This is a genomic window from Kitasatospora sp. NPDC022856 (assembly GCF_055561235.1).
Map to the genome: position 1 here is coordinate 49,514 of NZ_JBVHHE010000026.1, position 24,970 is coordinate 74,483.

The window sequence follows — 24,970 nt, forward strand, 5'->3', positions numbered from 1 at the left end:
CGGCCCCGGACGGTGCCGGGGGCGGGCGGCGCCGCGGGAACCGCGGCAGGACCTGCAACAGGACCTACAGCAGGTCCTTGAACTCCTTGGGCAGCTCGAAGTCGGACGGGCCCTTGCCCGCGCCGAGGCCGAAGGCGCCGCCCTGGGCCGGCGGCTGGCCGGCGCCCGGGCCGAGCGCGCGGCGCTCGGCGGCCGCGGCCTCCTCCTGCGCGCGCTTCAGCGGGTTGCCGCTCTTGCGCTTGCCCTTGGCGGCCGGGGCCTTCTTGGCGGACTTCTTCGAGCCGCCGCCCATGCCCGGGATCCCCGGCATACCGGGGATGCCCTTGCCGGAGGCCATCGCCGACATCATCTTGCGGGCCTCGAAGAACCGCTCGACCAGGTTGTTGACCTCGCCGACCTGGACGCCCGAACCCTTGGCGATGCGCAGCCGGCGCGAGCCGTTGATGAGCTTGGGGTCGGTCCGCTCGGCCGGGGTCATCGACTTGATGATCGCGCCGACGCGGTCGACGTCCTTGTCGTCGATGTTGTTGATCTGGTCGCGGATCTGGCCCATGCCGGGCAGCATGCCCAGCAGCTTGGAGATCGAGCCCATCTTCCGGACCTGCTCCAGCTGGTCCAGGAAGTCGTCGAGCGTGAAGTCCTTGCCGCCGCCCTGCAGCTTGGAGGCGATCTTCTCGGCCTCGGCCTGCGAGAAGGTCTGCTCGGCCTTCTCGATCAGCGAGAGCATGTCGCCCATGCCGAGGATGCGCGAGGCCATCCGGTCCGGGTGGAAGGCGTCGAAGTCGTCGACCTTCTCGCCGTTGGAGGCGAACATGATCTGCCGGCCGGTGACGTGGGCGACCGACAGGGCGGCGCCACCGCGGGCGTCGCCGTCGAGCTTGGACAGCACCACACCGGTGAAGTCGACACCGTCGAGGAAGGCCTGCGCGGTGGTGACCGCGTCCTGGCCGATCATCGCGTCGACGACGAACAGGACCTCGTCCGGGTTCACCGCGGCCCGGATGTCGGCGGCCTGCTGCATCAGCTCGGCGTCGATGCCCAGACGGCCGGCGGTGTCGACGACGACGACGTCGTACTGCTTCTGCTTGGCGTACTCGATCGAGTCGCGGGCGACCTGCACCGGGTCGCCGACGCCGTTGCCCGGCTGCGGGCCGTAGAAGGCCACGCCCGCGCGCTCCGCGACCACCTGGAGCTGGTTGACGGCGTTGGGGCGCTGGAGGTCGCAGGCGACCAGCAGCGGGGTGTGCTTCTGCTGCTTCAGCCAGTGGCCGAGCTTGCCGGCGAGGGTGGTCTTACCGGCGCCCTGGAGGCCGGCGAGCATGATCACCGTGGGGCCGCTCTTGGCGAACCTCACCCGGCGGGTCTCGCCGCCGAGGATCGCGATGAGCTCCTCGTTGACGATCTTGATGATCTGCTGGGCGGGGTTCAGCGCGCCGGAGACCTCGGCGCCGAGGGCCCGCTCCTTGACCTGCTTGATGAAGGCCCGCACGACCGGCAGCGCGACGTCCGCCTCCAGCAGCGCGATGCGGATCTCGCGGGTGGTGGCGTCGATGTCCGCCTCGCTGAGGCGGCCCTTGCCCCGGAGGTTCTTGAACGTCGCTGCGAGGCGATCGGAAAGGGTGTCGAACACGTCGTCGCGGGTCCTCTGCGGCATCGGGATCAGTACGGTCGTCGCCCCCAAGGGTATCCGGCCGCCCTGGCAACGGTCTCCACCCCCGGACGAACCGGCCCGGGGGCGCCCGGAGCGGGCGGCTCCGACGGCCGCCCGCAGGCCCCGCGGCCGCCCGCGAGGACGGCGACGGGGCCCCGGCGGGCGTCGGGGCCCGGTCAGCCCAGCGCCGCCCGGACGGCCTGCGCCACCTCCCCGGCCCGCCGGCCGGAGAGCGGCCGGCCCGCCTGGTCGGTCAGGTAGAAGGAGTCCACGGCCTCCGCCCCGAGCGTGCTGACGTGCGCCGTCCGGACCCGGACGCCGGCGCCGTCCAGGGCCCGGCCGATCCGGTGCAGCAGGCCGGGGGCGTCATGGGCGCGCACCTCCAGCACCGTCGCCGTCGCCGAGGCCACCTCGGGGGCCACGGCGACCACCGGTGGCGGGGTGGGGATGCCGCGCCGGCGCGGGGCGGCCGCGTCGCGCTCGGCGAGCCGCCGCGGGACGTCCAGCGAGCCGTCCAGCGCCCGGCGCAGGTCGGCCCGGAGCCGGGCCGCCTCGGGCAACTCGCCGAACTCGGCGGCCACCGTCCAGGACAGCAGCAGCACCGGGCCGGCGCCGATCGGGTCCAGCTCGCGCAGGCCCGCCGAGCGGACGGTCAGCCGGTGCAGGGCCAGCACCCCGGCGACCGTGCCGAGCAGACCCGGCCGGTCGGGCACGGCGAGGGTCAGCCGCACGCCCATCGGCTCGGTGCCCGGCTGGTCGTCCCCGTCGGCCTGGGCCAGCAGCGAGAGCGCCGGACCGCCCGTCCGGGCGGCCTCGACGGCGAGCCGCTCCTGTTCGGCGGTCGGCGCCGCCTCCCCGGCGTGGGAGCCCCACCGGCCCGGGTCGGGCGACGGGTACGCGCCGGCCAGCCGGTCGGCGGCCCGGGCCGCCAGGCCCTCCACCAGCGAGGCCCGCCAGCGGCTCCAGGCGGCCGGGCCGGTGGCGGTCGCGTCGGCCTCGGTCAGCGCGTGCAGCAGCTCCAGCTGCGGCAGGGTGGCGACCACCTTGGTGATCGCCTCCACGGTGGCGGGGTCGTCCGGATCCCGCCGCGTCGCGGTCTCCACCAGCGTCAGGTGGTGGCGGACCAGCACGGCGAGGGTCTCCACGGACTCGTGGTCGAAGCCCATCCGGGCGGCCACGTCGCGGACGATCACCTCGCCCGCCTCGCTGTGGTCGCCGGGCCAGCCCTTGCCGATGTCGTGCAGCAGCGCCGCGACCAGCAGGAGGTCCGGCCGGGCCACCCGGCGGGTCATCGCGGCGGCCCGCACGGCCGTCTCCACCAGGTGCCGGTCGACCGTCCAGCGGTGCACCGCGTTGCGCTGCGGACGGCAGCGCACGCGCTCCCAGTCCGGCAGCAGCCGGGTGATCAGCCCCTCCGCCTCCAGCGCCTCCCAGACCGGCAGGCAGGCCTCCCCGGCGCCGAGCAGGGTGACCAGTTGCTCGCGCGCCTCGTCCGGCCAGGGCACCGGCAGCGGGCGGCACTCGGCGGCCAGCCGGCGGACCGTCGCGTAGGAGATGGTGAGCCCGTTCTGCGCCGCCGCGGCCGCCGCGCGCAGCGGCAGCACCGGGTCGGCGGCCGGGCGGGCCCCCTGGGCGAGCACCGCCTCGCCGTCCTGCTCGACGACGCCCTCGGCGAGCGGCCGGCGCTGGACCGCGCCGCGGGCCACCGCGCCGCCGCCCCGACCGGTGCCGGTGAACGGGAAGGAGAGCCGGGAGGAGCGCCGGCCCCGGGTGGTCCTGGCGGCCAGCACCCGGTCCACCGCCCGCCAGGTGACGTCACTCGCGTAGGCGATGGTCCGCGCGGCCTCGTACACCTGGCGCAGCAGGGTGTCGGCGTCCAGTACGCCGAGCCGTTCGGCGACCTGGTCCTGGTCCTGGAGGCTGAGCCGCTCGGTGGCCCGGCCGGTGACCAGGTGCAGCGCGTCCCGCACGTCCGCCAGCCGCAGGGCGGCGGCGTCCAGGCCGTCGCGCGGGGCGTCGGCCAGCCAGGTGGCGGCGATCGCGTTGAGCGCGACCACGTCGCGCAGGCCGCCGCGGGCCTCCTTGAGGTCCGGCTCCAGCAGGAAGGAGAGCTCGCCGTGGCGCTCGGCCCGCTCGCGGCCGAGTTCGCGCAGCTCGGGCAGGCGGTTCGGGGCGCCGGCGCGCCAGTCGGCGAGCACGGCGGAGCGCAGCCCGGCGGTGAGCTCCCGGTCGCCGGCGATGTGCCGGGCGTCGAGCAGGCCGAGCTGGGCCTTGAGGTCGTCGGCGGCGACGGTCCGGGCCTCGGCGAGGGTGCGGACGGAGTGGTCGAGCGAGGCGCCGGCGTCCCAGACCGGGTACCAGATGCGTTCGGGCAGTTCCGGGTCGAGCGGACCGTCGTGCAGCAGCAGGACGTCGAGGTCGCTGCGCGGGGAGAGTTCGCCGCGCCCGTAGCCGCCGACCGCGACCAGGGCGACGCCGGCCGGGGCACCGGCCGCCGCCAGCAGTCCGGCCAGCCACTCGTCGGTGAGCGCGGCCAGCGCGGTGCGGCGGGCGGTGCCGACGAGGCCGGGCGTGTCCAGCAGTCGGGCCCGGGCGGTGCCGTGGTCGGGCGGTCCGTCGTCCCCGGACGGGCGCACGGGGGGAGTCGCGGGCCCGGCGGCGGGCCGGGAGGGCGGGTCGGGCTGCGTGGTCATCGGGGGTCCCCGTCCGTCGTCGTCCGGTCTGAGCGCGCGCTGGTCGAGCGGGCGGCGCCCGGGTCGCGCGAGGAACGCCGATTCGCGCGAGGAGCGCTGATACGCCGTCAGCGGACCCGCGACCACGGGGTGGTCACGGGCCCGCCGGCGGGATCGTGCTGAATGCTAGGCCCTGTCCTGGAGGAAGGGGTCCTGGTCAGAGGGCGTCGGGGCCGCGCTCACCGGTCCGGACCCGCACGGCGGTCTCGACCGGGACGCTCCAGACCTTGCCGTCGCCGATCTTGCCGGTCCGGGCGGCCTTCACCAGGACGTCGATCAGCTGGTCGGCGTCGTCGTCCTCGACCAGGACCTCGATTCTGACCTTGGGTACCAGGTCCACGGTGTACTCCGCGCCCCGGTAGACCTCGGTGTGACCTCGCTGGCGGCCGTAACCGCTCGCTTCGGTGACGGTCAGCCCGTGCACCCCGAAGGCCTGCAGGGCGGCCTTCACGTCGTCCAGGCGGTGCGGCTTGATGACTGCGGTGATGAGCTTCATCAGGCGTCGACCCCGGTCTTCTCGGTGTTCTTCCCGGCGGCCCTGGCGGCGGCCCCGGAGGTGGACTCGGTGACCACCGCGGCGGCCATCCTGGCCGGACCGGCCCCCAGCGCGCTGAAGTCGTAGGCGGACTCGGCGTGCTCGGCCTGGTCGATGCCGGCCACCTCGACCTCCTCGGCGACCCGGAACCCGACCGTGCTGTCGATCGCCTTGGCCAGCAGCCAGGAGACGACGAAGGAGTAGGCGGCGACCACGGCCACGCCCATCGCCTGCTTGCCGAGCTGCTCCAGGCCACCGCCGTAGAACAGGCCCTTGGCGGTCTGGCCGACGGTGCCGGTGGCGAAGAGGCCGACCAGCAGCGAGCCGATGGCACCGCCGACCGCGTGCACGCCGACCACGTCGAGCGAGTCGTCGAAGCCGAAGCGGTACTTGAGGCTGATCGCCGCGGCGCAGACGGCGCCGGCGATCAGGCCGATCGCGACCGCGCCGAGCGGGCTGACCGAACCGCACGCGGGGGTGATGGCGACCAGACCGGCCACCGCGCCGGAGGCGGCGCCCAGCGTGGTGAACGCGCCGTGCCGCAGCTTCTCGTAGATCAGCCAGCCGAGCAGCGCGGCCGCCGTGGCCACCTGGGTGTTGACGAAGGCCATCGCGGCGACGCCGTTGGCGGCCAGCGCCGAGCCCGCGTTGAAGCCGAACCAGCCGAACCAGAGCAGCCCGGAGCCGAGCATGACCAGCGGCAGGCTGTGGGGGCGCATCGGGTCCTTCCGGAAGCCGACCCGCTTGCCCAGCACCAGGCAGAGCGCCAGGCCCGCGACGCCCGCGTTGATGTGCACGGCGGTGCCGCCGGCGAAGTCGATCACGCCGTTGCGGTCACCGAGCCAGCCGCCGTTGCCGCCGTCGAAGAAGAAGACCCAGTGCGCGACCGGGAAGTAGACGATGGTCACCCAGAGGGCGATGAACAGGCCCCAGGCGGTGAACTTGGCGCGGTCCGCGACGGCCCCGCTGATCAGGGCCGGGGTGATGATCGCGAACATCAACTGGAAGGCGGAGAACGCGGTGACCGGGATGGTCCCGGTCAGGTCGTTCAGCCCCACCCCGCGCATCCCGAGGAAGTCCAGGTTGCCGATCAGCCCGGCGCCGGCGTCGGGGCCGAAGCTGAGCGAGTACCCGTAGAGGACCCAGAGCACGCTGACGATGCCCAGCGAGAGGAAGCTCATCGCCAGCATGTTGAGTGTGCTCTTGGCCCTGACCATGCCCCCGTAGAAGAAGGCCAGCCCGGGGGTCATCACCATGACCAGGGCCGCGCAAATGAGCACGAAGGCGGTATCGCCTGCGCTGAAGCCGTCCGGCATCGGCGTCTCCTCATGTATGGAAGCCGCTCCACACCCGGGATACCTGTCCCGTGCCACCCGGGGTGTCGGCGATGGGAGGAGCGTGCCGAAGCGGGGTTTCGACCGATGCGACCCGGTGTTTCGCGACCGTGACGACGGCGACGCGCGGGTTACGCCTACGTGAACCACGGCCGCGCCGCCGGGCCCGGTGGGTTACCGTGCCGCCCCGCGGCACGCGCGGTGCCGGACACACCACCGACCGTGGCGGCGGCGGCCGTCACGGTCGGTGGGGGCTGGGGAGGCCGAGGGGCCGGGGGGCTGGGAAGGCTGGGGGCGGACGCCGGTGCGGGTCAGACCACCGACACGTACTCCGGGATGTCCTGGACCACCCGCTCCTTGAGCCGGCTGATCGCGTCCACCCCGCCGTACCGGGCGGCGGCGGCCTCGGTGGTCTTGCGGACCCTGGAGTTGAGCCGCTCGGAGCGCACCTTGGTGGCGATCTCCACCGCCTGCTCGGCCATCACCACGGCCTGCTCGGGCTCACGCTGCAGCAGGTGCACGCTGGCCATGCCGATCAGGTTGAAGGCGTAGGAGCGGACGTGGTCGCCGTCCTGGCGGAAGAGGTCGACCGCCCGCTCCATGACCGGGGCGGACATCGAGGCGTACAGCTCGGCCCGGTCCGAGTGGTAGGCGAGGTCGCGGAAGGAGTGCGCGTTCTCGGCGTTCAGCTCGGCCGGCGAGAAGAACTTCAGCCAGTCCGGGTCGCCGTCGCCCTCGCGGATGTCGGTGAAGGTGTCCTCGGCCAGCCGGACCGCCCGGGCACAGCGGTTCACCTCGCCGATGGTGGCGTAGGCGCGCGCCTCCATCGCGTACAGCAGGGCCTGCTGGCGCGGGGTGGCGGTGTCCCGGCTGCCGTACTGGGCCAGGTGGATCAGCTCCAGGGCGTCCTCGCCGCGGTTGAGGTGGATCATCTGGCGGCTCATGTCGGTGAGGATCAGCGCGCCGAACGGGCGGTCGCCGGCCTCCTTGGCGGCGTGCAGGGCCAGCACGTAGTACTTCTGCGCGCTGGGGTGCATCCCGACGTCGTAGGACATCCAGCCGGCCAGGTGGGCCAGCTCGGCGGTGAGCCGGAACAGCCGCCGGGTGGTCTGCTCGGGGTAGGTCTCCTGGAGCAGGTCGGTGACCTCGTGCAGCTGGCCGACGACGGCCTTGCGGCGCAGCCCGCCGCCGTTCTGCGCGTCCCACTGCCGGAACATGACGGTGGTCTGCTCCAGCAGTTCCAGCTCGGGCTCGGAGAGCCGGCCGGTGAACGGCTCGCCGCCGTTGGCGGCGGTCAGGATCGGGGTGGGCGCGCCGTTCGGGCCGGGGGCGAGCCAGCGCTGCATCGGCTCGATCAGCGCGGCGCCGGCCGTCATGGCGAGCGAGGTGCCCAGGAAGCCCCGCCGGTTCAGCATCAGGTCGCTGCGCGAGTAGTCGCTGATCAGCTGGACGGTCTGCGGGGCGCTCCACGGCAGGTCGACGCCGCCGCCGACGGTGGAGACCGGGATGGCGGCCCGCAGCCCGAGGTCCTCGATGGAGACCACGGAGCCGAAGCGTTCGGAGAAGAGCTCCGACATGATCTTCGGGATGGGCTCGCGGGGCTGCTCCCCGTCGAGCCAGCGCCGCACCCGCGAGGTGTCGGTGGACACGTGGTGGGCGCCGATCTGGCGGGCCCGGCGGTTGACCTGGCGGGCCAGTTCGCCCTTGGACCAGCCGCTGCGGGCGAACCACGTGGTCAGCTTCTCATTGGGTTGCTTCTCTGCCATGGGAACGTCCCCATCCCGCCCGGCCCCTGCGGGGCCCCGATCGTGACCGCCCGACGGTTGCGGGCTCTTGCCAGACGTGCTGCTTCTCTTCCGTACCCGAGGTGCTGTCGAGACCGCTGGTCGGACCACTCGTCGCACTGGTGTGCCATCCTCGCGGACGAGCCGTCAGATTCCCCAACTCCCGCCCCCACAGGGCCGGAAGCGGACTCCCCGACGATGTCTGCGTGCTGAACGTAACGCCCCGCACACGGTCCCGGGGAGCGGCCCTGGCGAAACGCCACCTTTCGCCACCCCCAGGAGTGAACCGATCCAAGACCGCACACGCTTCACTGGATAGTCCCGGCGGTCCGGCATATGCGGGCTGCCAAGTCCCCACCGGCACCACGGCCCCTCACCTGCAACCCACGGCAGCCCCAGGCGAGTTTGCCGCCCACCCCGGTAGACGGCCGCCTCGTGGACACGACGATCCGGCACGAGCACCGCCCCCCACAAGGCGGCGCCCGAGGCGCAGGGCCGCAACAGGCGCACGCCATGCGCCGCGCGCCGCTCCCGCACCACGCACGACGCAACGGACAATCAACACAAAGTCACCATCCCGTAACCATCGGCAACGAGAACCTGTTGGGGGAGGCATGGACAACCTGTTCGGCGAACTTCGACTGGGGCACCTGCGGTTGGCCCCGCTGAGCGCACGCCGCCGCACCCGGGTGACCGCGTCCCGGGCGGCCGCGGAGTACACCGGCCGCTGGGGCTGGGCGGTCACCGTCGGCAACCAGTCCGGCCCGGCGGCCGCGGCCCGCTGCCACTGCGGGGCCGCCCGCTGTGCCGCGCCCGGTCTGCATCCGGCCCCCGGCGGCGCACCGGCGGACCGCACCGGTACGAACGTCTCCGTCCTGTTCCCCACCGGCCGCGCCTTCGACGTCCTGGACGTCCCCGAGCAGGCCGGCCTCCAGGCGCTGGTCCGGCTGGAGCGGATGGGCACCCAGGTCGGCCCGGTGCTGGCCTCGCCCACCGGCCGGCTGCAGTTCCTGGTCGCCGCCGGCACCGCCCGGCGGCTGCCCGACCTGCTGTACCGGATGGGCTGGGACGACGCCGCGCTCGACCTCACCTGCCACGGCGAGGGCAGCTACGTCGCCGCGCCGCCGACCGTGCTCGGCGGTCTGGGCCCGGTCCGCTGGCTGCGCCGGCCCACCCGTGACAACGCCGGCTGCCCGCCCGAGGCCCGGCTGCTGCTCGGCACCCTCGCCTACGCCTGCCACCGCGGGCGCGAGCGCAGCGCCGAGCCCGCCTGGCTCGCCTCGTAACCACCCCGCCCGCCGGCCCCGAGGGGCCGCCGCCCGCTCCCCCACCGCGCCGCCCCGGAAGACGCCGGGACACGCGGAAGGGCCCGCCCCGACCGGAGCGGACCCTTCCTCGGACAGCGGCCGGGGCTCAGTCCCCGATCAGCGCGTCCACGAACGCACCCGCCTCGAACGGCGCCAGGTCGTCGGCGCCCTCGCCGAGCCCGATCAGCTTGACCGGGACACCCAGCTCCCGCTGCACCGCGACCACGATGCCGCCCTTGGCGGTGCCGTCCAGCTTGGTGAGCACGATGCCGGTGATGTCGACCACCTCGGCGAAGACCCGGGCCTGGATCAGACCGTTCTGGCCGGTGGTGGCGTCCAGCACCAGCAGCACCTCGTCCACCGGGCCGTGCTTCTCCACGACCCGCTTGACCTTGCCCAGCTCGTCCATCAGGCCGGTCTTGGTGTGCAGCCGGCCGGCGGTGTCCACCAGCACGGTGTCGGCGCCCTCGGCGATGCCCTCCTTGACCGCGTCGAACGCGACCGAGGCCGGGTCCCCGCCCTCCGGGCCGCGGACGGTCCGCGCGCCGACCCGCTCGCCCCAGGTCTGCAGCTGGTCGGCGGCGGCGGCACGGAAGGTGTCGGCCGCGCCGAGCACCACCGAGCGGCCGTCGGCGACCAGCACCCGGGCCAGCTTGCCGGTGGTGGTGGTCTTGCCGACGCCGTTGACGCCGACCACCAGGACGACGGCCGGGCCGGCCTCGTGCTTGGTGGAGTGCACCGTGCGGTCGGCGTCCTTGCCGACCAGCTCGACCAGCTCCTCGCGCAGCAGGGCGCGCAGCTCGTCCGGGGTGCGGGTGCCGAGCACCTTCACCCGGGTGCGCAGCCGCTCGACCAGCTCCTGGGTGGGGGCGACGCCGACGTCGGCGGTCAGCAGGGTGTCCTCGATCTCCTCCCAGGTGTCCTCGTCGAGGTGCTCGCGGGAGAGCAGCGACAGGAGGCCCTTGCCGAGCGAGTTCTGCGAGCGGGAGAGCCGGGAGCGCAGCCGGACCAGCCGGCCGGCGGTGGGCTCGGGGACTTCGAGGGCCGGCGCCTGCTCGGCCTCGACCGCCCCGGGAGCCTCCGGGGCCGCCTCCGCCTCGGGGAGCTCGACCTCCTCGACGGTGCGCCGCGGCTCCTCGGTCGGCGGCGCGGCCTCCTCGCCGACCTGGGGCTCCCGCGGGGTCCCGGGCGGCGTGATGACCGGCGGCCGCGCCTTCGGGGGGAGCTCCCGGCGTCGTCTGCCGGAGACGACGAGGCCGGCGACCGCGCCGACGGCCAGTACGGCGATGACAACGGCAAGGATCACGTATTCCACATCAATCTCCTTCTCGGGATCCCACGACAGAGTGATCCTTCGGTCACCGACGCACGGGGCGTCGCCGCCTCCCTTACGCCGACGCGGTGCCGTCCGGCACCGCGTCGGGGCTTGGCCGTCATGAGGTCGTCAAGCGGCTGAATCAGAAGCCCCCTCGCGCGCGAGGGGGAGGAGTCACAACCCGTCCAGTATCCGTGATCGGGTCGCCCACGGGCAGCTGCCCCGGCGTCGGCCGGTGGATCACCCGGTCGGACGGGCGGCGGCGGCCGCCTCCCGCTGCCCGGCCGGCTGCGCGAGCGCCCTGCGCCGACGGGCCGGGGGCGCCCCCTCCCGCAGCCGCTGGCTGATCACCTGGGAGATGCCGTCGCCCTTCATGGTCACGCCGTAGAGGGCGTCGGCGGACTCCATGGTCAGCTTCTGGTGGGTGATCACGATCAGCTGGGAACTCTCCCTCAGCTCCTCCATGATCCCGACCAGCCGGCGCAGGTTGGTCTCGTCCAGCGCCGCCTCCACCTCGTCCATCACGTAGAACGGGCTGGGCCGGGCCTTGAAGATCGACACCAGCAGCGCCACCGCGGTCAGCGAGCGCTCGCCGCCGGAGAGCAGCGAGAGCCGCTTGACCTTCTTGCCCGGCGGCCTGGCCTCCACCTCGACCCCCGTGGTCAGCATGTTGTCCGGATCGGTCAGCACCAGCCGCCCCTCCCCGCCGGGGAAGAGCCGCGAGAAGACGCCCTCGAACTGGGCGGCGGTGTCGTGGTACGCCGAACTGAACAGCTGCTCGACCCGCACGTCCACGTCCTTGACGATGTCCAGCAGGTCGCGCCGGCTCCGCTTGAGGTCGTCCAGCTGCTCCCCGAGGAAGGTGTGCCGCTCCTCCAGCGCCGCGAACTCCTCCAGCGCCAGCGGATTGACCTTGCCGAGCTGCTGGTAGGCCTTCTCGGCGGCCCGCAGCCGCTTCTCCTGCTCGGCCCGGTCGTACGGCCGCGGCTCGCCGGGCTCCCCGCCGTCGTCGGGTGCCGGCGCCGGGACGAGCCGGTCCGGCCCGTACGAGGCGAGCAGCTCACCGCCCTCGATGCCGAACTCCTCCAGCGCCCGGGACTCCAGCTGCTCGATCCGCAGCCGCTTCTCGGCGCGCAGCACCTCGTCCCGGTGCCCGGCGTCGACCAGCTTGTCCAGCTCGGCCTTGAGTTCGCGGCCGTGCTCGCGGTGCTCCCGCAGCTGCGCCTCCCGCTCGGCGCGCGCCTGCTCCACGGCGGCCCGTCCGGCGTCGGCGCGGGCCAGCGACACCTCCAGGCAGGCCAGCAGCTGTCGGGCGCCGGCCGCGACGGCGTTCGCCACCCGGGCGTCGTGCTCGGCGCGCTCCCGGCGCTCGGCGGCGCGGGCGCGCGCCTCGCGCTCGGTCCGCGCGGCCCGGTCCAGCTGGTCGGCCCGCCCGGCGAGGGCGCGCACCCGCTCCTCGTGCGTCCGCACGGCGAGCCGGGCCTCCAGCTCGGCCTGCCGGGCGCCGGTGGCGGCCGTGGCCAACCGCTGCTGTTCCGCGGCGTCGGGTTCGTCCTCCCCCGCGTCGGCCGACTCCTCGGCGGCCGCGAGCCGTCCGGCCAGCTCCTCGGCGGTGTCGAGCAGGTCGGCCAGCCCCTGCTCGGCGCGACCGGCTGCGGCCGCGAGCCGTTCGGCCTCGCCGGCGGCGGCCCGGGACTGCCCGCCGAGCCGGCCGAGTGCGCCGGCCACCTCGGCCCGCTCGCGCTCCGCCTTCCGCCGGGTGGTGGCCAGTTGCTCCAGCCTGGCGGCCGACTCCCCCCGGAGTTCGGTGAGTTCGGCCAGCCGTTCGGCCGACTCGGCGCAGCGGAGGTCCAGTTCGCCGATCGCCCGGGCGGTCTCGTCGACCGCCGCCTGGGTCTCCAGCAGGCTCGGCGCACCGCCCGCGCCGCCGTACGCGAAGCCCGCGCCGAGCCGGTCACCCTCGGCGGTGACCGCGGTCAGCGCCGGGTGCTCCGTCACCAGCCGCACCGCCTCGTCGAGCGAGCCGACCACGGCGATCCCGGCCAGCAGGGCCCGCGCGGCCGGCAGCAACGGGGCCGGGCCGTCGACCAGTTCGGCGGCCCAGCGGGCGGTGGGCGGCAACGGCGGCGTCGGCGCGGCCGGCTCGGGCGCACCGGCGATGAGCAGCGCGGCCCGGCCGGCGTCCGCCGCGCGCAGCAGGCGCAGGGCGTCGGCCGCCGTGCCGGGCGAGTCGACCGCCACCGCGTCCGCGGCGGCGCCGAGGGCGGCCGCGACGGCGCCCTCGTGCCCGGGCGCGATCCGCAGCAGCGTGGCCGCCGGGCCGAGCAGCCCGGTCAGCCGGTCGGCTGCCGCCAGCAGCGCGCCGGTGCCGTCCTTGCGGCGCAGCCCCAGCGCCAGGGCGTCGTGCCGCGCCGTCAGCCCGGCCCGCTCGCGTTCGGCGGCGCCGGCGGCCTCGCGGGCACCGGCCAGATCGCGTTCGACGGCGGCGAGCCGCGCACGGGCCGCCTCGTGGGCGGCCTCGGCCCGTTCGTCGTCCCCCGCCGAGGCGTCGACCTGCTCCCGCAGCTCCTCGTACGCGGTCCGGGCGGCCTCGGCGCGCAGCAGTGCCTCGTCCCTGGCCTCGGTGAGCCGGCCGATCTCGGCCTCGGCGGCGGCGGCTTCGGACCGGGCGGCCGCGGCTTGCCCCTGCAGCCGGGCCAGCCCTTCGCGGCGGTCCGCGATGGCCCGGGCGGCGTCCTTCAACCGCCGCTCCTCAGCGGCGAGTTCCCGCTCCAGCTCACCCCGGGACTCGACCGCCTCGGCGAGCGCGTACCGGGCCTCCTCCAGGGCCTCGGCCAGGGCGGCCTCCTCCTCCCGGACGTGCTCGGCCTCGCGCTCCAGCTCTTCCGGGTCCCGGCCGCGCCGCTCCTCGACCGCTCCCCCGGCGGCCGCGTGCCGGGCCCCGGCCTCGGCCAGCCCGACGGTGCCGCGGGTCCGCTCGGCCAGGGCGGAGAGCCGGTACCAGGTCTGCCGGGCCGCCTCCAGGCCCGGACCGAGCTGCTGGACCTGCGCCTCCAGGACGGCCTCCCGCTGGATCGCCCGGGACAGCTCCTGTTCGACGGTGGAGCGGCGCAGCTTCAGCGCCAGTTCGTCGGCGACCTCGGCCTCGACGGCGGTGCGCAGCGCGAGCAGGTCGTCGGCGAGCAGCCGGAGCCGGGCGTCGCGCAGTTCGGCCTGGATGCCGGCCGCGCGCCGGGCGATCTTCGCCTGCCGGCCCAGCGGTCCGAGCTGGCGCCGCAGTTCGGCGACCAGGTCCTGTGCCCGGTTGAGGTTGACCTGCATCGCGTCCAGCTTCCGCAGCGCCTTCTCCTTGCGCTTGCGGTGCTTGAGGACGCCGGCCGCCTCCTCGATGAAGGCGCGGCGGCCCATCGGGTCGGCGTGCAGCACGGAGTCGAGCTGTCCCTGCCCGACGATGACGTGCATCTCGCGGCCGATGCCGGAGTCGGAGAGCAGTTCCTGGATGTCCAGCAGCCGGCAGGTGTCGCCGTTGAGCGCGTACTCGCTGCCGCCGTTGCGGAACATCGTCCGGGTGATGGTCACCTCGGCGTACTCGATCGGCAGCGCGCCGTCGGAGTTGTCGATGGTGAGGCTGACCTCGGCGCGGCCGAGGGGGGCGCGCCCGCTCGTCCCGGCGAAGATGACGTCCTCCATCTTGCCGCCGCGCAGCGACTTGGCGCCCTGCTCCCCCATCACCCAGGAGAGCGCGTCGACGACGTTGGACTTGCCGGAGCCGTTGGGACCGACCACGCAGGTGATCCCGGGCTCGAACCGCAGGGTGGTGGCGGAGGCGAAGGACTTGAACCCGCGCAGGGTCAGACTCTTCAGGTGCACGCGCCGGTCTCCTCGTCGCTCGCCAGGGCCCCAGCGGCGACTGTATCCGGACGGACCGGCGCCGACGGCGCCCGGACACGACGAAGGGACGCCACTCAGGGCGCCCCTTGCAAGCTGCGTCCCTTATCGGGGCGGCTCAGTGCACTGCTGCGTCGATCTGCGAGGACCGGGCGGGACTCAGGTGAGAGCCGGCTCCCGCTGATCCAGATCGATGCTGTTGAGCAGCGAGTGCTCGTCAGCGACAGCGGTGAGCGCGTCGTTCTCGGCCTGCATCCGAAGGAGCTCGGACTCAAGATCCTGGACACGCTGCTGAAGCCGTCGCACCTCGGTGAGCATTCGCGGGTCGGGGCCGCCGACGTACCCGAGAAGCGCCTTTGCCATGATGAATGGTCCTCCACGCTGAGTGACCGAACCGGAACGGTACAGGTCTAGGGGGAAGGGGGACGCACGCGCGTCGCGCCACCGGCAGTGCTGGCTGGGCACTACGGCACAACCACCGTGAGCTGGGCTCACGAGGGCGTGCGCCTACCGGGTAAACGCGGTCGTGTGCGCGGGCTTCCAGCGTCTCACCAAAGACGGAAAGGGTCAACACGATCACCGCACGCTACCGCGCCCCTGTCACCTGCCTGGCGGTGTGGTCACACCAGGGGGATCTCGGGCCGGTCCACCAGTCGCTCGTGGATCATCGTTCGATGCGGAGTCAACCACGAGTCTGCCCAGATGGCAACCGTATGACACCGAAGGCCGCCGATCATTTCACGGGGGCGGGCCCCGGCCCGTCCGCCACGGCGCGCGGGGCCCCGGTCAGCGGATCTCGAAACCCGGGTAGCCGGTTCCGACGGCCGTCCAGATCTCCGTCACCCCGCTGACGCGGCCGGGCGTGTCCGGGCCGCGCAGCAACGCCAGCAGATGCTCGCAGTCGGCCGCGAGTCCCTCGGCCACCACCTGCACCCGGCCGTCGCCGAGGTTGCTGGCGTAGCCGGTCAGCCCGATCTCCAGCGCCCGCGCCCTGGTCCACCACCGGAAGCCGACCTGCTGGACCTTGCCCCGCACCCAGGCGGTCACCCGGACCGGTTCATCACTGTGGGCGTCGCGACCGTGCATGGCCCCGACCCTATCGGGCCGGATCGCGGGCCGCGCTACGGCGCCGTGGGGCCGGCCATCGTCCAGTCCGGGCTGTGGATCTCCGCCCGGAGGTCCCCGCGCCGGCCCTCCTCGCCGCAGGTGCGGCAGACCCAGGCCGGGTCGTAGGGGTGCGGCTCGTGCCCCTCGGGGCTGTGCTCGAAGCTCACCGGCGGCTCGGGGAGCAGCCAGCGGTCGCCCCAGCCGAGCAGGGCGTGGGTGAGCGGGGCGAGGTCGCGGCCGGCCTCGGTCAGGTGGTACTCGTAGCGCGGCGGCCGCTCGCTGTAGGCGCGGCGCTCGACCACGCCCGCCTCCTCCAGCGCGCGCAGCCGGGCGGTGAGCCGGTCGCGCGGAGCGCCGGTGTTGCGGGCGATCCGGTCGAAGCGGTGGTTGCCGTAGAACAGCTCGCGGACGGCGAGCAGGGCCCACTTCTCGCCGACCACGTGGAGCGCGGCGGCGATCGAGCAGGGCCGGCCGGGGAGGGCGGGCGGGGCCGAAGGCGTGTGGGAGGTCACACCACCAGCCTGCCACACAGGGTTGCGTTCTCAAACCTCCTCGGGCGCACCACCGGCGGGGCCCGCGGCCCCCGCCGGCCACCGGCGGGCCGCGGGCCCGGTCGTCACGCCGACGGGGTCAGAAGCCCCCGCCGAAGTCACCGCCGCCGCCGTCGAAGCCGCCCCCGCCGCCGAAGTCGCCCCCGCCGCCACCGTCGAAGCCGCCGTCGAAGTCACCGGAATCGAAGTCGGCGCCGGAGAAGTCGCCGCCCTCGTAGCCGGAGCCGCCGTCGTAGCCGGAGCCGCCGTCGTAGCCGGCCCCGTAGGCCGGGGAGCTCATCATCGAGCCGAGCATGGTGCCGACCAGCAGGCCGGGCAGCAGCCCGCCGCCGCCGAAGCCGCCGAAGTAGCCGCCCGCCCACGGGCCGTACGCCGGGCCGGCGTTCCAGTACGGCTGCGGGCCGTGCTCGGTCGGCACGGTCCGGATCTCCGGGTCCTGCCCGGTGGCCAGCCGGTCGGCGTCCGCCCGGCAGACCGGGACGGTGCGCGCCGCGCCGCCGGCCGGTGCCCAGTCGGCGTCCCGCACGGACGGGCCGTGCCGCGGGTCGAAGAAGCACGGCGGCCGGCGCTCGGGCAGCGGCCGCTTCGCGCGCCGGGCGTCCAGTGTGGCCAGCGCGAACCGGCCGTCCTCCAGTGCCTCGGTGACCGGCTTGACGTCCTCCGGCCCCTTCGCCTCGTCCATGCTGCGCTTGGCCCGCTCGTAGGAGTCCAGGGCGTGCGTGTAGTCGGCCCGCTGGACGTCGTCGGCGTCCGGGGCGCCCGGGCTGAAGTCGAGCCGGTCCAGCTCCTCGCCGAACGCGGTGATGTCCTCGTCCACCACCCGGCGCAGCTGCGCCAGTTCGGCCCGGCGCCGCTCCTCCTTGCGCTTCTTCGAGCGGCGGAAGAGCAGGAACACCCCGGCGCCGGCCAGTGCCAGCAGGGCCAGCGGGACGACGACCGCCGCCACCGAGAAGCCGCCGGAGCCGCTGTTCACCCCGTGCCCCTTCACCTGGGGCGCGGCGGTGTCGACGAAGTCGTTCAGGGTCGCGTCGACGTCGCCCGGGTGCGAGCGCGCGGACGCGCCCGCGATGCGCTCGGCGCTCGCGGCGGCCAGCGCGGCCTTGTCGGACTGGGCCAGGAACCGGTCACCGCGCCAGATGCCGTAGACACCGGTGATGCCGACCTTGGTCCGCAGGTCGGAGAAGACCGTACTCGCGCCGTACGGGTCCGCCGCCGGGACCACTGCGATGAAGATCGGCTTGTCGGCCTTGCGGATCTTCTCGGTCAGGGCGTCCGCCTGGCCCTGGCTGAACCGGCCGGTCATCGCCGGGTCGACGTAGACCCGGCCCTGCTTGAGCGCGGCGGTGGCGTCGTCCAGCCCGCCGGCCGCGGCGGCCGCCGGGGCCAGCACGAGCAGCAGCCCGAGCAGCAGCGCCACCAGGGCCGACAGCCCGGCACTCCGGGAGCGTCGTCGAGCGAGGGTTCTCATGCCATCGACGCTACCCCTCCCGCCACGTCGACAGGGCATCCCCTTCGCGTACGGGCGGCCCCGCGCACCCCCACCGTCCGCCGGGGTCGCTCCCCTCCTCGCGGATGATGTTTCCCCCGGCCGCCCCGGAGACGGGCCGGGGCGGGAACCCGGCCGTCGGCCCGGTCGTCCGTCCCGGCGGGTCCACGGGTGGTCGAGGAGCGCTCGACGGCCGATCGGGCCCTCTCCCCCGACCAGGCATAGTGGTGGCCGGGCCTCGGCCCCTTACCTACTCCTGACCTCTTCTCCCGATCGGAGCATCTGGGTGTTCATCGGCCTCGTCACCGCCGTGGCGGCCTCCGCCTGCTACGGCACCGGTTCGGTCCTGCAGGCCGTCGGATCACGTCGCTCCGCCCGGGAGGAGGCCGCCGCCGCGGGCAGCGGCTCGGCGGGGGTCACCGCACACGGCGGGCCCAGCCTCGCCTCCACCGCGAAGGCCGCCGTCACCTGGGAGTTCATCCTGGGCACCGTCCTCGACTTCATCGGGTTCGGACTCGGCGCCCTGGCCGCGCGACTGCTGCCGCTGTTCCTCTCCCAGACCATCATCAGCGCCAATCTGGTGATCACCGCGGTGCTGAGCATCAAGCTGCTCGGCATCCGGCTCAAGCAGTTGGAGTGGGCGTCGATCGGCGTGCTCTGCTCGGCGCTGGTGCTGCTGGCCGTCTCCGCCGGGCCGGAGGGCGGCCACCACGTGGAGATGTCCTTCCACTGGTGGCTGCTGCTGATCACCACCGTGCTGCTGGTCGGCGGCGCCCTGCTGGTGCGGCGGATGGGCGCCAACGGCGCGATCGTCGCCGGTCTGCTCTCCGGCCTCGGCTTCGGCGCGCTCGGCGTCGGCGTGCGGATCCTCAACGGCGTAGAGCCGTTCGACCTCGGCGCGCTGCTCTCCGACCCCGCCCTGTACGCGATCCTGGTCGGCGGCATCGGCGGGATGTACGTGCACACCGTGGCCCTGCAGATCGGCTCGGTGAACGGCGCGACCGCCGCCCTGGTGGTCGGTGAGACGGTGCTGCCCGGCGCCGTCGGCGTCCTCTGGCTCGGCGACTCCTCCAAGGAGGGCCTGGCCTGGCTCGGCGCGGTCGGCTTCCTGCTCGCCGTGGTCTCGGCGGTCGGCGTCGCCTACTTCGGCCAGGACACCCACGGCCCGGCCGGGTCCGACCAGCCGCAGCCCGAACTCACCAAGCGGTAGCGCCGGGTGGCCCCGGAGCGGGGCCGCCCGGGCTCAGGCCCCGCTGCGGGCGCGCGGGACGCGCTGGCAGCGGGGGCAGAAGTAACTGGAGCGGTTCATCCAGGCGGCCCGGCGGATCGGGGTGCCGCAGCGGCGGCACGGCTCGTCCTCGCGGCCGTAGGCGTCGAGGTCCCGGGAGAAGTACCCGCTCTCGCCGTTCACGTTGACGTAGAGGCTGTCGAAGCTGGTGCCGCCGACCGCGAGGGCGGCCGTCATCACGTCCCGCGCGTGGGCCAGCAGGACGGCGGCCTGCGGACGGGTCAGCGCCGTGGTCGGGCGGTCGTAGTGCAGCCGGGAGCGCCAGAGCGCCTCGTCCGCGTAGATGTTGCCGACCCCGCTGATCAGCGTCTGGTCCAGCAGCGCCCGCTTGACCGTGGTGCGCCTGGCCCGCAGCGCGGCCACGAAGGCGGCGTCGTCGAAGCGGGGGTCGAGCGGGTCCCGGGCGATGTGCGCGATGGAGAGCGGGGTGCCCTCCGGGTCACCCTCCTCGGCCTCCTCGACGGCCAGCCCGCCGAAGGTCCGCTGGTCGACGAAGCGCAGCTCCCGGCCGCCGTCGGTGAACCGCAGCCGCACCCGCAGGTGCTTCTCGTCGGGCACCGACGGGTCCTGGACGAGCAGTTGGCCGCTCATTCCCAGGTGACCGATCAGCGAGAACCCGCCGACCGGCGAGCCGTCGGCCGCGGTGGACAGCGGCACCCAGAGGTACTTGCCGCGACGCTGCGCGGCGCCGAGCGTGGCCCCGGTCAGCCGCGCGGTGAAGTCGGCCGCACCGGCCGGCTGGCGGCGCACCGCCCGCGGGTGCAGCACGTCGACGGCGGCGACGGTCCGCCCGGCGACCCAGTTCGCCAGACCTCGGCGGACGACCTCTACCTCGGGGAGTTCGGGCACGGGAAACAAGCCTCCTGCGACTGAAACGTGCAGGAGGAAGAGTACTGCGTGCTCAGGCGCCGGCGGGCAGGCGGTCGGCGTACTTCTCCTTGATCGCCCGCCAGGCGCTCTCCGCGGCCTTCTGCTCGGCTTCCTTCTTCGAGCGGCCGACGCCGCTGCCGAAGTCCTCGCCGGCCACCCGGGCCGCGGCGGTGAAAGTCTTCTCGTGGTCCGGACCGGACTCCTCGACCACGTACTCCGGCACTCCGATGCCCACCGAGGCGGTGAGCTCCTGGAGGCTGGTCTTCCAGTCCAGGCCCGCGCCCAGCTGGGAGGACTCCTCGATCAGCGGGTCGAAGAGGCGGTGGACGAACTCGGTGGCCGCGTCCAGGCCCTGGTCCAGGTAGACGGCGCCGATCACGGCCTCGACGGTGTCGGCGAGGATCGACGACTTGTCGCGGCCGCCGGTGCCCTCCTCGCCCTTGCCGAGCCGGATGAACGTGCCGAGCTCCAGGCCACGGCCGACGTCGGCGAGCGCGCGGGAGTTGACCACCGCGGCGCGCAGCTTGGCGAGCGTGCCCTCCGGGACGTCCGGGTGGACGCGGTAGAGGGTGTCGGTCACCACCAGGCCCAGCACCGAGTCGCCGAGGAACTCCAGGCGCTCGTTGGTGGGCAGCCCGCCGTTCTCGTACGCGAACGAGCGGTGGGTCAGGGCACGCACCAGAAGGGCGCGCTCGAGCGTGTACCCGAGGCGCCCTTCCAGGACGTCGTATTCGGTCGAAGCCGGCCCGCCGGCCTTTCCGCCGCCCGAAGAAGCCTTCGGGGCGATGGTCGCCTTGCGGGAAGAGTTACTGTCCGACATCGATCCGTACACCCCGCCGATCAGACCGAGAGGACCTGGCGACGGTTGTACGTGCCGCAGCTCGGGCACGCGATGTGGCCGAGCTTCGGCTCGTGGCAGCTGTCGCACGCCACGAGGGCCGGAACGACGGCCTTCCAGTTGGAACGGCGGTGGCGCGTGTTGCTGCGCGACATCTTCCGCTTCGGAACAGCCACGGCTACTTCTCCTGGTTCTCGGCGGCACCCTCACGGGTGTCGCTGTTCTTGATTCCGTCACCCTCGTCGCCGGGGGCGGCGGAGAGTCCCTGCAGAGCCGCCCACCTGGGGTCGGCGGCGTCGTGGTGGTGCGCCGGGTCGTCGCTCAGGCGCGCTCCGCACTCGGAGCACAGGCCCAGGCAGTCTTCCTGGCACACCGGCTGCAGCGGCAGTGCGAGCACCACCGCGTCACGCAGCACCGGCTGGAGGTCGAAGAAATCGCCCTCCAGACGGTAAGTCTCATCTTCCGAGTCCTCGTCGAGGTCGTCCGTCCCGGCGGTGCGGGCACGGTGACGCTCGTCGGACTCCGGGTAGTAGTACAGCTCCTGGAAGTCCACGTCGAGGTCGTCCTCGACCGGCTCCAGGCACCGCACGCACTCGCCCTCGATCACGGCCTCGGCGGTGCCGGTCACCAGCACGCCCTCGACCACCGACTCCAGGCGGAGCTCCAGCCGCAGTTCGCTCTTCTCCGGGACACCGATCACATCGATGATCCCGAGGCCCTCGGGGGCCTCCAGGGTGCGGGACACCTTGCGCAGCGAGCCCGGGCGACGGCCGAGCTCGTGCGTGTCGAACACGAGTGGGTCGCGGTGGTCGAGGCGGTTCAAGGTGTCCTGACTTCCTGAGAAAACTGATGCGCGGTGCTGCTCACCGGACGATGCGCGGGCAGACCGACGGCCCGACACGGAGAGGCCGGAGTGGTCAGACTACCGGAGTCTCCCGCCAGGCCCAACTTCGCCCACGGAGGGCGAGCGGGCTCAGCGGCCGCCGAGCTCCCGGAGCCTGGTCATGTCGATCATGCTGGTGTCGAAGAAGCTGGTCTCGTCCAGGCCCGGCTGCTGCGGGACGGCCGGCGGGTTGGCGGGCTGCTGCGGGTAGCCGTAGGCGTCGTACTGCTGCGCGGCGTAGCCCTGCTGCTGCTGCGGATAGCCGTAGCCGCCCTGCTCCTGCGCGGCCGGGTACCCCTGCTGCTGGTGCTGGTGCTGCTGCTGGTGTTGCTGCTGCCCGTACCCGTACTGGCCGCCGTACGGATCGCCCTGGCCCGCCGGGTCGAAGCCGCCGCCGTACACCTCGGCGTACTGGCCGCCCGGCTGTTGCGCGGCGGCGTACTGGTCGACGCCGGGCGCCTGCCAGCCGGCCGCGGCCGGGGTCTGCTCCGGCCAGGTCTGCTGCTGCGGCACCTCCTCGCGGTACCACGGCACCTCCTCGCCGTCGGCGTCGGTGGCGAAGCCCGCCGCCACCGCCTCGGCGCGGTTCTTGGCCTGCTGGGCCTCGTCGGCGGCGGCCAGGTAGGCACCCAGCTCGTCGATCGGGGCCTTGCCGAGCAGCTTGTCGCGGCCCTTGCCGACCGCCTCCAGCGTCGCGCTGAGGACGTTCTCCAGGGTGGCGAGCTTCACATCGACGTACTCGTCGACCTCGGGGCTCGGGGTGATCCGCGGCTGCGGCCGGAACTCCTCGCCGTCGGTCTCGCCCTCGTACGGGGTCTCGAAGACGCTGGAGTCGCCGCGCAGCTTCGTCCGGCCGCGGCCGACCGCGCCGAGCGTCTTGGTCAGCACGACCTCGAAGTTGGCGAGCTTGCTGTCCACGTAGTCGTCGGCCTCGGCGCGCTTGGTCTCGACCTCGGCACGCGCCTCCGCGAGGATGCGGTCCGCCTCGGCCTGGGCCCGGCGGACCACTTCGGTGTCGGAGATCAGCGAGCCGCGCTCGGCGTGCGCGCCCTGGATGATCCGCTCGGCCTCCGCCTCGGCGCCGGCGACCACCTGCTCGTGGTCGGCCATCACCGACTGGGCCTGGGCCAGCTCGGCGGGCAGTGCCGCCCTGAGGTCCTGGAGCAGGCCGACCAGTTCGGCTCGGTTCACCACGCAGGAGGCCGACATGGGCATCGAGCGGGCGTTCTCGACGGCCGCGACGATCTGATCGACCTTGTTCTGCACGTCCACGGGGCTTCGTCTTTCCGTGTGCCGCCGACGGTCCGGCGGAGGCAGGCCCGGCGCGGTGGACCTCACCGCAGGGCAGGAACACAGACTTTACGGCCACGGCGGGGCGAGGTCACAACGCCCGGACCGGGCTGCCGGACCGGCCCCCGGACAACTGGTGACGAATCGGCAGAAACGGACCGGCCCGGCTCCGGCCCCGCGGCTACTGGGCCTTCCGCTGCGCGATCCGCTCGACCAGCCGGCGGTGCACCGTCTCCGGCAGCAGGTGCGAGACGTCGCCCCCGTACGAGGCGACCTCCTTGACCAGCGTCGACGACAGGAAGCTGTACGTCGGCGAGGTCGGCAGGAAGAGCGTCTCGACCCCGCTCAGCCCGTGGTTCATCTGGGCCATCTGCAGCTCGTAGTCGAAGTCGCTGACGGCCCGCAGGCCCTTGACGATCGCGGGGATGCCGCGCTCCCGGCAGAAGTCCACCAACAGGCCGAGGTGCGACTCGACCACGATGTTCCCGTACTTGGCGGTGGTCTCCTCGATCAGCGCGATCCGCTCCTCGACGGTGAACATGCCCTGCTTGTTCCGGTTCACCGCGACCGCGACGTGCACCACGTCGTACAGCTTCGAGGCCCGCTCGATGATGTCGAGATGACCGTTGGTGATCGGGTCGAACGATCCGGGGCAGACGGCGCGGCGCATGGCGTGGATGCTCCCTCGTGGGGTGACGGGTCCTGCGGGCCTCGGCCCGCTACGAGTGTGGGCGGCCCTCGGCGGCGGCGCGACCGTACCAGAGCGTGCCCTCGCCGTAGCGGCGCGAGCGCAGTACCTCGAAGCCTTCGGGCCAGCCGAACTCGCCGCCTCGGGTGCTGCGCTCCACGGTGACGAGTGCGTCGGCCGCGAGCCAGCCCCCGGCCAGGAGTGTGATCAGCATCTCGCGCACCTCGTCGTCGGTGACGACGTACGGCGGATCGAGGAAGGCCAGGTCGTACGGGGTCTCCGGGGGCGGTCCCGCGATCACCTTCTCGGCCCGGGAGGCCACCACCACCGCGCCCGGCAGGTCGATCGTCCGGACGTTCTCCCGGATCACCCGGGCCGCCTGGCCGTCGGCCTCGACCAGCAGGACGTGCTCGGCGCCGCGGGACAGCGCCTCCAGGCCGACCGCGCCCGATCCGCCGAACAGGTCGAGCATCCGGGCCCCGTGCAGGGTGCCGCGCAGGGCCTCCAGCGTGGAGAACATCGCCTCGCGGGCCTTGTCGGAGGTCGGGCGGGTGCTCCGGCCGGGCGGTACGGCCAGCCGGCGGCCGCCGGCCGCCCCGGCGATGACGCGGGTCATGGTGGTGGGAGGTCCTTTCGTCGCTGCCCGACCACGCTATACGGCCCCCACCCGAAGGGCCGCCCCGAACCCCTCGCCGCAGCCCCGGCGGAGGGCTGCGGCGAAGGTCGCGGCGAGGGCCGCGGGATCAGCTCGCGTCGGCCGCCGTCGACTGGGGCGGGATCGCCGCGCCGAGCAGCGCCGGCGAGGCGTAGCGGGACCACGAGAGGCAGCCGTCGGGCGGGCAGAACTCGGGGCGGCGCGGGTCGTGCCCGAGCTCGCGCAGCTTGGTGCGGACGGAGTCGGGGGTGCGGCCGAAGCGGGCGGCGATCCGGGCGACGGTCTCGCTGTCGTGGAACCGCCGGACCAGCTCCTCCTCGTGCTGCGGCACCCAGGGGGCGCCGTGTCCGGGGTAGAGCTCGCGCAGCACGTCACGGTCGGGGATGGGCTCGGAGACGTCGGCGACGATCGCCAGGGCCCGGAGCGCGCGGTTGAGCGCGATCCGCAGCGAGGCGACGTCCTCGACCGGCAGGCGGAGCTTGCCCGAGGCGAGCGGCGCGGCGGCCGCCCCCTCGCGCCAGCCGGTCAGGGTGAGGGTGACCTCGCGGTCGTCGTCGCTGGCGAGTTCGATCCGGAAGACCTTGTCGCCGAGCGGGAGCTCGTTGAGATGACGGAATGCCATGGCAGGACCCCCAAGTGTCGTGCCAGGTACGCACCTTGAGGGTGCGTCCTGAACAACTACATTCTCTCGCGGGGGTCTGACAATCGGCCCTGGCGGTCAGCCCTGGCGGTCAGCCCTCACGGGCGGCCCGGGCACCGACCCGCCGG

21 protein-coding genes are annotated in these 24,970 nt (G+C 73.9%); 2 read left to right on the forward strand and 19 right to left on the reverse strand.

Going from position 1 to position 24,970, the window contains the following annotated elements; translation table 11 throughout:
• Positions 1-64: 64 nt before the first annotated feature.
• The 5 genes from ffh to nsdA form a co-directional block, all read right to left on the reverse strand.
• Complete coding sequence (gene ffh, locus ACZ34W_RS28030) at positions 65-1,630, reverse strand: signal recognition particle protein (RefSeq protein ID WP_329492257.1); 1,566 nt, start codon at positions 1,628-1,630, stop codon at positions 65-67.
• A 197-nt stretch (positions 1,631-1,827) separates the two neighbouring features.
• On the reverse strand, positions 1,828-4,344 hold the full coding sequence (locus tag ACZ34W_RS28035; RefSeq protein WP_465608037.1) for a [protein-PII] uridylyltransferase: 2,517 nt from the start codon (positions 4,342-4,344) through the stop codon (positions 1,828-1,830).
• Positions 4,345-4,540: 196 nt separating this feature from the next.
• Positions 4,541-4,879 (reverse strand): P-II family nitrogen regulator, encoded by a 339-nt coding sequence (locus ACZ34W_RS28040; RefSeq protein WP_329489763.1) that lies wholly within the window; start codon positions 4,877-4,879, stop codon positions 4,541-4,543.
• Positions 4,879-6,234, reverse strand: a complete 1,356-nt coding sequence (locus tag ACZ34W_RS28045; RefSeq protein ID WP_465608039.1) for an ammonium transporter — start codon at positions 6,232-6,234, stop codon at positions 4,879-4,881. Before ACZ34W_RS28045 ends, ACZ34W_RS28040 begins: the two co-directional genes overlap by 1 nt.
• Positions 6,235-6,563: 329 nt before the next feature.
• A complete protein-coding gene (gene nsdA, locus ACZ34W_RS28050; RefSeq protein WP_329489761.1) occupies positions 6,564-8,018 on the reverse strand; it encodes a transcriptional repressor NsdA in 1,455 nt (484 codons plus the stop codon).
• Positions 8,019-8,650: 632 nt separating this feature from the next.
• Between nsdA and ACZ34W_RS28055 the strand changes: the two genes are divergently transcribed.
• Positions 8,651-9,322: a bifunctional DNA primase/polymerase gene (locus ACZ34W_RS28055; RefSeq protein ID WP_465608042.1), complete on the forward strand. Its 672-nt coding sequence runs from the start codon at positions 8,651-8,653 to the stop codon at positions 9,320-9,322.
• A gap of 127 nt (positions 9,323-9,449) precedes the next feature.
• Here the strand turns inward: ACZ34W_RS28055 and ftsY are convergent, their stop codons facing one another.
• From ftsY to ACZ34W_RS28085, 6 genes are all read right to left on the reverse strand, one after another.
• On the reverse strand, positions 9,450-10,658 hold the full coding sequence (gene ftsY / locus ACZ34W_RS28060; protein ID WP_465608044.1) for a signal recognition particle-docking protein FtsY: 1,209 nt from the start codon (positions 10,656-10,658) through the stop codon (positions 9,450-9,452).
• Between the two features lie 240 nt (positions 10,659-10,898).
• Positions 10,899-14,528 carry a chromosome segregation protein SMC gene (smc, locus tag ACZ34W_RS28065; protein WP_465608046.1) on the reverse strand — a complete coding sequence of 1,210 codons (3,630 nt, stop codon included), beginning with the start codon at positions 14,526-14,528 and terminating at the stop codon, positions 10,899-10,901.
• A gap of 177 nt (positions 14,529-14,705) precedes the next feature.
• Positions 14,706-14,909 carry a hypothetical protein gene (locus ACZ34W_RS28070; RefSeq protein WP_329489757.1) on the reverse strand — a complete coding sequence of 68 codons (204 nt, stop codon included), beginning with the start codon at positions 14,907-14,909 and terminating at the stop codon, positions 14,706-14,708.
• 423 nt (positions 14,910-15,332) lie between these two features.
• On the reverse strand, positions 15,333-15,632 hold the full coding sequence (locus ACZ34W_RS28075) for an acylphosphatase (protein ID WP_329489756.1): 300 nt from the start codon (positions 15,630-15,632) through the stop codon (positions 15,333-15,335).
• A gap of 35 nt (positions 15,633-15,667) precedes the next feature.
• The gene (locus tag ACZ34W_RS28080) at positions 15,668-16,165 is read right to left on the reverse strand and encodes a winged helix-turn-helix transcriptional regulator (RefSeq protein WP_329489755.1); all 498 of its coding nucleotides are present in this window, start codon (positions 16,163-16,165) and stop codon (positions 15,668-15,670) included.
• 118 nt (positions 16,166-16,283) lie between these two features.
• A complete protein-coding gene (locus tag ACZ34W_RS28085; protein ID WP_465608049.1) occupies positions 16,284-17,672 on the reverse strand; it encodes a hypothetical protein in 1,389 nt (462 codons plus the stop codon).
• Between the two features lie 304 nt (positions 17,673-17,976).
• Here ACZ34W_RS28085 and ACZ34W_RS28090 point away from each other — a divergent pair, with 304 nt between their 5' ends.
• On the forward strand, positions 17,977-18,900 hold the full coding sequence (locus ACZ34W_RS28090; protein WP_329489753.1) for a DMT family protein: 924 nt from the start codon (positions 17,977-17,979) through the stop codon (positions 18,898-18,900).
• A 33-nt stretch (positions 18,901-18,933) separates the two neighbouring features.
• On the opposite strand, the gene mutM is transcribed toward ACZ34W_RS28090, so the two are convergent.
• From mutM to ACZ34W_RS28130, 8 genes are all read right to left on the reverse strand, one after another.
• Positions 18,934-19,827, reverse strand: coding sequence for a bifunctional DNA-formamidopyrimidine glycosylase/DNA-(apurinic or apyrimidinic site) lyase (gene mutM, locus ACZ34W_RS28095; protein ID WP_329489752.1), 894 nt, complete (start codon positions 19,825-19,827; stop codon positions 18,934-18,936).
• Positions 19,828-19,879: 52 nt separating this feature from the next.
• A complete protein-coding gene (rnc, locus tag ACZ34W_RS28100; RefSeq protein ID WP_329489751.1) occupies positions 19,880-20,668 on the reverse strand; it encodes a ribonuclease III in 789 nt (262 codons plus the stop codon).
• Positions 20,669-20,688: 20 nt separating this feature from the next.
• Complete coding sequence (gene rpmF / locus ACZ34W_RS28105) at positions 20,689-20,862, reverse strand: 50S ribosomal protein L32 (RefSeq protein WP_188303282.1); 174 nt, start codon at positions 20,860-20,862, stop codon at positions 20,689-20,691.
• Between the two features lie 2 nt (positions 20,863-20,864).
• Entirely contained in the window at positions 20,865-21,509 is a 645-nt protein-coding gene (locus tag ACZ34W_RS28110) for a YceD family protein (RefSeq protein WP_329489750.1), read from the reverse strand.
• A gap of 150 nt (positions 21,510-21,659) precedes the next feature.
• Positions 21,660-22,841 carry an ATP synthase F0 subunit B gene (locus tag ACZ34W_RS28115; protein ID WP_465608052.1) on the reverse strand — a complete coding sequence of 394 codons (1,182 nt, stop codon included), beginning with the start codon at positions 22,839-22,841 and terminating at the stop codon, positions 21,660-21,662.
• Between the two features lie 199 nt (positions 22,842-23,040).
• Positions 23,041-23,529, reverse strand: a complete 489-nt coding sequence (gene coaD / locus ACZ34W_RS28120; protein WP_465608054.1) for a pantetheine-phosphate adenylyltransferase — start codon at positions 23,527-23,529, stop codon at positions 23,041-23,043.
• Positions 23,530-23,578: 49 nt separating this feature from the next.
• Positions 23,579-24,163 carry a 16S rRNA (guanine(966)-N(2))-methyltransferase RsmD gene (gene rsmD, locus ACZ34W_RS28125; protein ID WP_329489747.1) on the reverse strand — a complete coding sequence of 195 codons (585 nt, stop codon included), beginning with the start codon at positions 24,161-24,163 and terminating at the stop codon, positions 23,579-23,581.
• A gap of 127 nt (positions 24,164-24,290) precedes the next feature.
• Complete coding sequence (locus tag ACZ34W_RS28130) at positions 24,291-24,824, reverse strand: hypothetical protein (protein WP_352291629.1); 534 nt, start codon at positions 24,822-24,824, stop codon at positions 24,291-24,293.
• Positions 24,825-24,970 lie beyond the last annotated feature (146 nt).